This is a genomic window from Halorubrum ezzemoulense DSM 17463 (assembly GCF_002114285.1).
Lineage (GTDB): Archaea > Halobacteriota > Halobacteria > Halobacteriales > Haloferacaceae > Halorubrum > Halorubrum ezzemoulense.
In genome coordinates, this window is the sequence record NZ_NEDJ01000108.1 from 1 (window position 1) to 6,789 (window position 6,789).

General features: G+C 69.0%; 5 protein-coding genes and 1 pseudogene. 4 read left to right on the plus strand and 2 right to left on the minus strand.

Features of this window, described 5'->3' with window-relative positions; genetic code table 11:
* Positions 1-248 precede the first annotated feature (248 nt).
* Positions 249-761 (plus strand): GrpB family protein, encoded by a 513-nt coding sequence (locus B9H04_RS16975; protein WP_049933492.1) that lies wholly within the window; start codon positions 249-251, stop codon positions 759-761.
* A gap of 180 nt (positions 762-941) precedes the next feature.
* Here B9H04_RS16975 and B9H04_RS16980 read toward each other — a convergent pair whose 3' ends face one another.
* A complete protein-coding gene (locus B9H04_RS16980; RefSeq protein ID WP_049933490.1) occupies positions 942-2,021 on the minus strand; it encodes an NAD(P)/FAD-dependent oxidoreductase in 1,080 nt (359 codons plus the stop codon).
* Positions 2,022-2,228: 207 nt separating this feature from the next.
* Here B9H04_RS16980 and B9H04_RS16985 point away from each other — a divergent pair, with 207 nt between their 5' ends.
* Together B9H04_RS16985 and B9H04_RS16990 are read left to right on the plus strand one after the other, a co-directional pair.
* On the plus strand, positions 2,229-2,546 hold the full coding sequence (locus tag B9H04_RS16985; protein ID WP_049933489.1) for a hypothetical protein: 318 nt from the start codon (positions 2,229-2,231) through the stop codon (positions 2,544-2,546).
* 143 nt (positions 2,547-2,689) lie between these two features.
* Positions 2,690-4,909, plus strand: coding sequence for a prolyl oligopeptidase family serine peptidase (locus B9H04_RS16990; RefSeq protein ID WP_049933487.1), 2,220 nt, complete (start codon positions 2,690-2,692; stop codon positions 4,907-4,909).
* 1 nt (position 4,910) lies between these two features.
* On the opposite strand, the gene B9H04_RS16995 is transcribed toward B9H04_RS16990, so the two are convergent.
* Positions 4,911-5,591 carry a metallophosphoesterase family protein gene (locus B9H04_RS16995; RefSeq protein ID WP_085682883.1) on the minus strand — a complete coding sequence of 227 codons (681 nt, stop codon included), beginning with the start codon at positions 5,589-5,591 and terminating at the stop codon, positions 4,911-4,913.
* Positions 5,592-6,408: 817 nt separating this feature from the next.
* On the opposite strand from B9H04_RS16995, the pseudogene B9H04_RS17000 reads away from it, so the two are divergent.
* Positions 6,409-6,789: pseudogene (locus tag B9H04_RS17000) on the plus strand (IS4 family transposase); the annotation flags it as partial.

The window sequence follows — 6,789 nt, forward strand, 5'->3', positions numbered from 1 at the left end:
TGGCGTCGAGCGGCTCGGCCCGAAATTCTATTACCCCAAGTTCCGCAAGTTCTGATAGCCTCTGGCCGAAGGCAGGACGGTCTTCATACATACCCGTTTTTGCCGGGCCAGAGGCACTAATGCTCCTGGTTCCGCCAGTCTACTGAAGAGCGTCGTCGCTTAACGGTCGATTCGTTCCGCTCAGCGAGCCCCCGAACGAGGTAAGAGAACGCTGTAAAGGATTTATACTGCGAGGACGAGGCCCGAGTGTGGTCGGACTCGCACGCGGGACCGTCGAAGTCGTGCCGTATCAGGAGTCGTGGAGCGACGCGTACGACGGGGAGGTGGCTCGGTTACGGAGCGCAGTCGGTGATCGCGTCCGTCAGTTCGAACACATCGGCAGTACCGCGGTCGAGGGGATGGCGGCCAAGCCGATACTCGACGTGCTCGCCGTAGTCGACGAATCGACGACCGCGAGCGACCTCGTCCCAGCGCTCGAAACGCACGGCTACGAACGGCGCCCCGATGAGGTGGACGGGCGGGTGTTCCTCGCGAAGGGACCGCCAGAGAATCGTACGTGCTATCTGTCGATCGCCGAAGTCGGAAGCGCGTTCCACCACGAGAAGATCGCGTTCAGGGACGCGCTTCGGAGCGATCCGGAACTCGCCGAGCGGTACGCCTCGTTGAAACGACGGCTCGCGGCACGGTATCCCGAGAACCGACAGCGGTACACCGCCGAGAAGGGCGCGTTCGTGCGAGCCGTCCTCGATCGACGGGACTGACGCGGTCCGCGGTCGAGGTGCCGTCGGCGAGAGACGGGTTAGCGCCGCGTCACCGTCGACGGCCTCTGCCTCGGGGCCGGGGCCGGGAATCAGAGAGGTCGCCGTGTCGACGCGGGCTCGTCCTCGCCGTCGTCCGAGACGGGTCGCGTCGAGCGGACGGAGTCGCGACCTCGCGGCGCCTCAGTCGTCGTCTGCCGCAGGCTGCTCCGCGCCGGCCTCGGCGGTCGCCTCGTCTCGCGGCCCGCCCGCGTGCCCCTCGTGGGCGACGGCGGTCGCCATGAGGTGCGGCGGGATGGCGGGCACCTCGTCCTCGTCGACCGGACCGTCCTGCGCGATATCCTCCGTCGACCGCGGGAACTCGCGGAGCTCCTTGTGGACCGCGATACCGGCCTTCGCCCCCTGCCCCATCGCGACGGGCACCTGATTGTGGCCGGGCGTGATGTCGCCCACCGCGAAGACGCCGTCCTCGCTGGTGCGGCCGTGGTCGTCGACGTCGATCTCGCCGCCGTCGGTCAGGTCGCAGCCGAGCGCCTCGGCGAGCGCGGTGTTGTAGTCGGAGCCGTACATCGGGAACCCGCCCCGGTACTCGCGGCGGGTGCCGTCCTCGAACTCCATCGCTTCGAGCCAGCCGGAGTCGGGATCGTTCTCGACGCCCGAGATGTCGTCGTGAACGACCTCGACCGGGTGCGCCTCCAGCTGCGTCGCGGTCTCATCGCTCCACGTCGGCTCCGCGCCGCGCGTCAGGAGGTCCACGTCGTCGGTCATGTTCAGCATGATCATCGCGACGTGCGCGGCGGCCTCGCCGTGACCCATCACGTACACCGGCTCGTCGACGAACATGTAGGCGTCACAGTGGAGACACCAGTGGAGCCCCTTCGCGTTCCGCGGGAGCGGCGGCTCCGGGCGCTCGTCGGAGAAGCCCGTCGCGAGGACGACGCGGTCCGCGAGGATCTCGCTGTCGTTCGTGGACAGGCGGAACCGGTCGTCGTCGGTGCGCTCGACGTCGGTGACGAAGCCGCGCTCGAAGGTGCCGCCGTACGACTGTACCTGCTCGCGCCCGGTGGCGAGCAGCTCGTTCCCGGACACTTCCTCTGTGACGCCGATCACGTTGTGGGTGTCGGCCATCATCGCGGCGCGGCCGCCGCCGCGGTCGATCAGCACCGTCTCGTGCCCCAGGCGGGCACCGTACAGCGCGGTCGTCAGCCCCGCCGGCCCGCCGCCGACCACCGCGATCTCGTACTCGTCGTCGGACGAACTCATTACCCGTGATACGCGCTCCGCCGGTTTAAATGGCGCCGTGGTGTGCGCGCCCCGCGACCAGCCACCGCTGGCGCGACCGTCCCGCGCTACTCGAAGTGTGCGTCCCGCCGCCGCCCGGAGCGACGCCGTCAGACCGCAGGACTCCGAGGCGGGACGAGGGGAAGGCGGTCCGGACGTTTATGAGGTCGTACCGCGTCTGGCCAGTCAGTGCCCTCTCGCCTCGCCATCGCCGTCGGCCTCCTGATCGTCGGGGCGGCCGCCGACGTCGGAACGACGTACGTCGCGCTCACCGGGAGCGAGTACGTCGAGGGGTCGCCGGTCGGCCGCCTGTTCATCTCCCGGTTCGGCCTCCTCGGCGGGATGCTCCTCACGAAGGCCGTCGGGATGGCGGTCATCGGCGTTCCGGTCGCGGTCGCCGGCGGGACGCGGCGGTTCGTCGCGACGCTGATGTGCGGCGGCGTCGGCGCGCTCTCGCTGGCGGTCGCCGCCCGAAACCTCCTGTTCGTCGCCGGACTGTGGCCGTGACTCCGCGATCGTGGGCGGGGTCGCTTCGTTGGGCGGAGTCGCCTCGCTGAGCCCGGTCGCCTCGCTGACCCCGAAGCGAGCCGACCGGCGGGCGCGGCCGCCGCGACCCCAGCCGTTTTGCGTCACCGGCCACAGGCGAACGTATGTCACGACAGTCCGCTCCGGCGCCGTCCCCGCCGGAGACCAGACGCGAGGTCGTCACGGAGACGCTCCACGGGATCGACGTCGACGACCCGTACCGGTGGCTCGAAGGCGACGACGCGGCGGTCAGCGAGTGGGCCGACGCCCAGAACGACCACGTCGACGCCGCGCTCGACGACGCCCTCCGCGACCGCCTCCGCCCGCGCTTCGCGGACCTCGTCGAGGTGGCCGACTACGGTCCGATCAGCGTTCGCGAGGGCCGGTACTTCGCAACGGTCCGCGAGCCCGGCGCGGACCACGCTCGGCTCGTCGTCCGCGACGCGCCGGACGGCACCGACCGCGTCCTCGTCGACCCGAACGCGTGGGCGGCGAACCGCGACGGCGACCGCCCGCCCCGGTCGATGGCGTGGTACGTCCCCTCCCACGACGGCGAGCGCGTCGCGGTCGGCGTCACCGACGGGGGCGACGAGAACTACGACGTGCGCGTCCTGTCGGTCCCTGATCCGAGCGACTCCGGAGTTGAGTCTCCGGAGGCCGAGGGATACGGCCCGGGCGTCGAAGAGATCGCGTCCCTCCCCGAGCGCGGCCGCGTCAACGCCGGGAGCCTCGCGTGGACGGCCGACGACGAGGGGCTCGTCTACGTCGCCACCGGCGGCGCGGCCGACGGCGCGCAGATGGACAAGGAGATCCGCCGGTTCCGGTTCGCGGACGGCCCCGACGCGGAGTCGGTCCTCCTCGAACACGACGACCAGCACGTCTGGCCGCGCGTGACCGTTGACCCGGACTCGGGACTGCTCGCGGTCGCTTTCTCCGAGATGGTGGGCGGCACCGAGTGGTACGTCCGAGTCGACGGCGACCTCCGGCCGGTCCTGACCGACACCGACGCCGAGACCTCCGTCCGGTTCCACGACGGAACGGCGTTCGTCTCGACGGACCACGGCGCACCCCGGCGACGGCTGCTCGCCTGCTCCGTCGACCGCTTCCGCGAGGGGGACCTCTCGTTCGAGGAGTGCCGCGAGGTCCTCCCCGACGGCGAGGGGATCCTCCAGTCGGTCGTGCCGACCCCGGATCGCCTCCTCGTCCACCGCCAGCGGGACGCCCACTCGCGGCTCTCTGTCCACGACCGCGACGGGACGCACCTCCGAGACGTCTCGCTGCCGTCGTACTGCTCTGTCACGTGGGTCTCCGGGAACCGCGACGCGCCCGAGGCGTTCTTCGGCCTGACCGGCTTCGACCGCCCGCCGGCGGTTCGGAAACTCGACCTCGCCGACGAATCGCCGGGCGAAGGCGACGGGGTCGGCGAGGGCGGCGACGCGCCCGAACTCGCGTCGGCGGAGGTCGACTCGGTGGACCTCCCCGTTCCCGACGACCTCGTCGTCGAACAGCGGTTCGTCGACTCGACGGACGGCGCCGAGGTGCCGGTGTTCGTCTGCTACCGCGAGGAAGTGAACGTTGAGGGTCCCCGTCCGACCGTGCTGTACGGCTACGGCGGATTCCGCAACAGCATCACGCCCTCGTTCGGCCGGTTCCGGCTCCCGTTCCTCGCCGACGGCGGCGCGTTCGCGGCGGTGTGCGCCCGCGGCGGCTACGAGTACGGCGAGCCCTGGCACGAGGCCGGCATGCTGGAAGACAAACAGCACACCTTCGACGACTTCGTCGCGGCGGGCGAGGCGCTCTGCGAGTCGGGGCTCACCGACGCGGACCACCTCGCGGTCGCCGGCGGGTCGAACGGAGGGCTCTCGGTCGGCGCGGTGGTCACCCAGCGCCCGGATCTGTGGGCGGCCGCGCAGTGCGCGGTCCCGCTGCTGGACATGCTCCGGTTCCACCGGTTCCTGCTCGGCGAGTCGTGGACGACGGAGTACGGTCACCCCGAGGACCCGGAGGCGTTCGAGTATCTCAAGGAGTATTCGCCGTACCACAACGTCGATCCCGACGCGACCCACCCGCCCGTCTACTTCACCACGGCCGCGAGCGACACGCGCGTCCACCCCTCGCACGCCCGGAAGATGACCGCGCGGCTCCAGCACGAGGCCGAGGGCGGCCCCTTCCTCCTGCGGACCAAGTCAGAGACGGGCCACGGCGTCGGCAAGCCCGCCTCGATGGTCGTCGACGAGCAGACCGACTCGTGGGCGTTCCTCTACGAGCGGTTGGACGTGAAGGTCGGGAGCGACGATCGCGGCGTGGGCGGGGAGGCCGCCGGCGACCCCGCCGACGGCGCCTGACTCACTCCCCCTCGTAGAGGCGCTCGGCGGTCAGGTCCGGCAAATCGGCCTTGCGGACCGCCTCGGCGACGCTGTCGATGTCGTACTCCACGCGATGCGTCTCGACCGCGTCGGCCCCGTCGGCCGTCGTGTCGAGGACCGCGTAGCCCGCCCGCGGGTCGCCGTCGCGGGGCTGGCCGACGCTGCCCGGGTTACAGACGAAGCCGCCGGCCACCTCGCGGACCCCCTGAACGTGGGTGTGGCCGAGGACGATCCCGTCGTACTCCCCCATGTGCCGGTCGAGGGTCGGGAAGTCGTCCGGGTAGATGTAGGCGTCCTCGCGCTCGGCGGCGGGGTGGGAGTGGGCGAGCAGGTACCGGTCGCCCCCGAACGTCTCCGTGCGCGGGAGATCACCGATCCAGTCGCGCTGGTCGGCCGACAGCGACGCCTTCGCGCGTTCGAGCCCTGCCTCCGCCATCCGGTTGGCGCGGTAGCGCTCGGGGGTCTCGACGGTGCGGTCGTGGTTCCCGCGCACTGTCGCGGCCGCGACATCGCGCACGCGCTCGACGCAGTCGGCGGGCCACGGGTTGTAGCCGACCACGCCGCCCGCGCCGTAGATGCGGTCGACCGTCGGCATGTCGTCGAGGACCGTCTCCAGCGCGGGGAGGTTCGCGTGAACGTCCGAGATGAGACCGATCTTCATCGAGACGTGATTCGAATGGCGGGAGGGAATAGGTTGTGGCAAGAGGGGCCATAAGACGAGTGACCGGGGTGTGAGGTTTCGGGAGGCATTTTAATAGGTATCCGCGGTGGCGCGTGCCTGCGAGCGGCCGCCGAAGGCGGCTGCGAGGAGCACGCGCGAGGAGTCGGTGGTCCGAAGCGAAGCGGAGGACCACCGACAGGGCGAGAGCACCGCTCTCGCTTACAACCGGACATCGTCCGGCGACGAGGCTGGGGAGCCGTGAGGTGCGGTGCGGTCGCGGTCGGATGGGACTCGAAGGGGCAGTCGCGAGGCCGCAGTAGGCGACGCAAGCACCGCAGCGAGCGGAGCGAGCGAGGAGCGCAACGAGCGTACTGCGGCCTCGCGACTGGGGCTTCGGTGGTGTTCTCCACCGATTCGCAAACGACCGTTTGGGTCTGTTGAAATCCTCAGCAGGTTATCTGTTCTTGGAGTCGTACTGTATACAGAGCGCGAGTGTCGTACTAAGTTCCTCTCGGATTCGGTCAGGCCGGATCGCTCAGTACAATGGACTCACGTAGTGCTTAACCCCCAGAGTTAGTTGGTGCCTATCAGGAGCGTCGTGCGAGATACAGGGGTGAGTTTAGCAGGGAATCCGAGGCTATTTTTCCCAGTAGAGAGTAATCGACATAATGAGTCGACGGGATCGCGCTGTAACTCCTGTGGCATCCGTCTTTAGCTAAGAGAGAAACCGCGTGATAGCAGCGGCTTATCGAGGCTTCTTTTCGAGAGGAATGAGGAGGCGGCAAGTGTGCACCAAGACGCCTCCTCATCGACAATCATGCGTCGGCTCACTACACTGTTTCCCTCCGAGTTCCTCGAAGAGCACGCCGAGGAACTCGGCGTGGTCGAGCGTGAGGGGAAGCTTCAGATTCCTGTTCTCGTGTGGGCGCTCGTGTTCGGCTTCGCCGCAGGCGAGAGCCGAACACTCGCCGGGTTCAGACGCTGCTACAACTCGACAGCTGATGAAACGATCTCTCCCGGTGGCTTCTATCACCGGTTGACACCAACGCTGGCGGAGTACCTCCGCGACCTCGTCGAGCACGGCCTCGACGAGGTCGCTGTTCCTGACACCGTTGACGCTGATATCGACCGATTCAGGGACGTGATGATCGCCGATGGAACGGTATTGCGGTTACACGAGTTCCTTTCTGATGAGTTC